The organism is Streptomyces sp. NPDC002306 (assembly GCF_053593435.1).
Map to the genome: position 1 here is coordinate 1 of NZ_JBSFCK010000121.1, position 2941 is coordinate 2941.

Annotated in this window: 2 protein-coding genes, 1 tRNA gene and 1 pseudogene; 2 read left to right on the top strand and 2 right to left on the bottom strand. The window is 62.7% G+C overall.

The window, feature by feature from the left end; all coding sequences use genetic code 11:
- Positions 1 to 346 precede the first annotated feature (346 nt).
- Positions 347 to 1244: pseudogene (locus ACWCQK_RS42240) on the bottom strand (IS701 family transposase).
- Positions 1245 to 1568: 324 nt separating this feature from the next.
- Here ACWCQK_RS42240 and ACWCQK_RS42245 point away from each other — a divergent pair.
- Positions 1569 to 2000 carry a transposase gene (locus ACWCQK_RS42245; RefSeq protein ID WP_451164560.1) on the top strand — a complete coding sequence of 144 codons (432 nt, stop codon included), beginning with the start codon at positions 1569 to 1571 and terminating at the stop codon, positions 1998 to 2000.
- Positions 2001 to 2329: 329 nt separating this feature from the next.
- Here ACWCQK_RS42245 and ACWCQK_RS42250 read toward each other — a convergent pair.
- Positions 2330 to 2411: transfer RNA gene (locus ACWCQK_RS42250), tRNA-Leu, on the bottom strand.
- Between the two features lie 392 nt (positions 2412 to 2803).
- On the opposite strand from ACWCQK_RS42250, the gene ACWCQK_RS42255 reads away from it, so the two are divergent.
- Positions 2804 to 2941, top strand: a 138-nt coding sequence (locus ACWCQK_RS42255; protein ID WP_451164562.1) for a transposase, incomplete at its 3' end; no start/stop codon positions are given.

Genomic DNA, 2941 nt, shown 5'->3' on the forward strand with positions numbered 1-2941 from the left:
AGTAGGCGAAGTCCGTGCTCTATCAAGCGTTTTCAACGTTGCTGTTTCGTTTTGATCTGCAGGAACTCTGCGGAAGATGCGACACGCTGCGAGTTGGGCTGCGCCCCGCGCGCGGGGGTCTGGCCCGGGCAAGCGCGCGGTTGATGGTGTGTGCTGGGTCGCCTTTAGCGAGTGCCGGAGCGCTGTCGTCACTCAGGGGCCACCGTTCGTGTAGGCGGGAGCTGCCAGGATCGGCACGTCCTGTCGTTCTTAGTAGGACTCCGTTAGGTCTTTCTTGATCTTGTTGTCGTGCGGGTTTTGGTGGGGAGGGGGTGCTGGCAGTTGGTGCAGATCCCGGTCCAGCACCTCAGGGTGTCTTGGAGGGCGTCGAGGATCTGGTAGAGGGTGATGCGGGGCGCGGTGTTTTGGGGCCAGGCACTGTTCGGTGAGGAAGGCTTGGGCAGCGGTCACGAGAATGACGTGGTGGTGCCAGCCTGGCCAGGAACGGCCTTCGAAGTGGTGCAGGCCCAGGCTGCGCTTGAGTTCTCGGTAGTCGTGCTCAATGCGCCAGCGGACCTTGGCCAGGCGGATCAGATCGGCGATCGCGGTGTCGGGTGGGAGGCTGGACTGCCAGTATTTGCTTGGTGCTTCGGCGCCGACAGGACATTCGGCCAGTAGCCAGCAGTCGGGCAGGACCCGTCCCGCCAGCCCTGCTCGGCCGAGGTCACTGCTTTGACCGGCCGTTCGACGGCTTTGCCGGCCAGACGCACGCGCATGGCCGCGAAGCGGGACCGCAACTCCCCTTTGGAGGCCTGGCGCCACGTGAGTGGAACGAATGCCTCGTGCCCTAGAGGTGCGGCAAGAGCTGCCACGGACGGCGCCTCCTGGCAGTTCGCGCGTTTGTCCAGAGCTCCGCAGTACTGCGGAGCCCTGGACACCGACATCCGGCCGTCCTTCGGCATCGACACATCGTCGATCACCCATGCCAACGGGCCGACCACCGGCAGCAGTCCACCTGGGATCCGCCGCTGCACAGGCACCGGATCCCAGGTGGACTGCTTCACGAACTGCCACAGGTTCTGCTCGTTGCCGCCCGGCAGCCGCGCAGCCATCGCCTAGATCGATTTGCGACGCCCGTCCAGCATGAGTCCCCGCAGAAAACAGCCGCCCTTGGCCCGCTGGTCCTACCGCGGCACCGAAGCAAACACATCAGCCACAAACAACGCCAACGCCGCCCGAACACGCCTCACTTCATGTAAGTCCACAAACCCCACACGCCCTTGACCAGCGCGAACCGGAAGACCTAACGGAGTCCTACTAGAAGCCATTATTCTACCGATCTTGGTGAGCGTGTGTTCGAAATCGTCGACTCGGTTGGTTGATCTCCTGGCCAACTAGGCATGAAGGTGGGGCCTCCTGCACAGCTCGTGGGTGTCGAATCCAACCGAGCAACAGGAGGCCCCTGGTGCTAGTCTTCCGTGCCGACGTCGATGTCGTCCAACTCGGTTTCCCTGACATGTGCTTGTCTCGCCCACCGGTTCGGGAACGCCAGGAATCATCCGTACAGGCGACCGAGATATCCGTCCGACATGAGCGACGCGGAGTGGGCCGTCGTACGCGAAGCGATGCCGGTGCCCGGCTGGCTGGAGGGCCGTGGTGGGCAGCCGGAACGCTATTGCCACCGGCAGATGATCGACGCGGTGCGCTACCTGGTCGCGGTTGGCATCACCTGGCGCGCGATGCCCGCGGACTTCCCCGCCTGGGACCGCGTCTACGCCTTCTTCCGGCACTGGCGGGACAAGAGCCTGACCGCGGAGTTCCACGGCCCGCTGCGCGACCGGGTCCGCACGGTCGCGGGGCGGGATACAGAGCCGACGGCCAGCGTCATCGATGCACAGTCGGTGAAGGCAGCCGCGTCGGCGACTGCCGCGACCAGGAGACTTCCCCTCGGCTGCCTCAAAACCCGCACCCACTATGTCGCCACCACCTGGTTCCACCACACTCACTCCCATGCCGCTTGACCTCCTCAAACGGTATGGGGTGTCTGACTAACCGACCACGTGTTGCGGCGATTTCTGAATTCCAAGGTCCGCTCCCGCGGACGCCTTCCCAACGAGAGTAGCTGCCCTCAATCACCTGCATGGCGCTGATGAGCCTGGAACTGATGGGAAGGAGTCGCAAGTGCTGGCATAGGCTGGAAGACACCACTCAACGTCTTCCGGATCACCCAGCCCGAGCAACAACTGACCACTCAACAATCAAGATCATTCGTTAAATGAACGCACCCCTCCCATGGCCGTCCAGGAGCCATCAGTGATGTAAGCGTGCACGTGTATGTCATTCTGAACCGTGGGCAAGGTGGGATTCGAACCCACATATCAGTAAGACAACCGATTTTAAGTCGGCCGCGTATGCCATTCCGCCACATGCCCGCAGCAGGTGATATTTTCTGCGCTTCTCTTCGTAAAAGTTAGACCACACAGATTTCGTCGTGATGAGTAGTTACTACTCGAAATCGATCGTGAGGGATGACTCTGTCGGGGATCTTGGATTTTCCCGGCGCGCCAGCGTGATCACCGGGCATGCTCGGGGCTGTTCCGCAGGCCGATGCAGTTGTCGAGTTGTTCGTTGTCGCTCTATCCGCGTTCCGGTGAGCAAGTCTCGTCTCTGACCGCGCAGATCGCGCGGGCGAGCAACCCGGACGGTCCGACAGCAATATGGGCGCGGGACCAGCTGGACGGGCTGTGGCACGACGAGGACTTCGCCGACTGGTACCCGCGCGACGGCCGTCCCGGTTTTCCACCCGCCCAGTTGGCCACCGTGTGTGCTGCAGTTCCTGCTCGGTCTGTCGGACCGGCAAGCAGCAGAAGCTGTCCGCTGCCGCATCGACTTCAAATGCGCCCTGACCATGGAGCTGGACGATCCAGGCTTCCACCGCAGTGCGCTGGCCGACTTCCGCTAC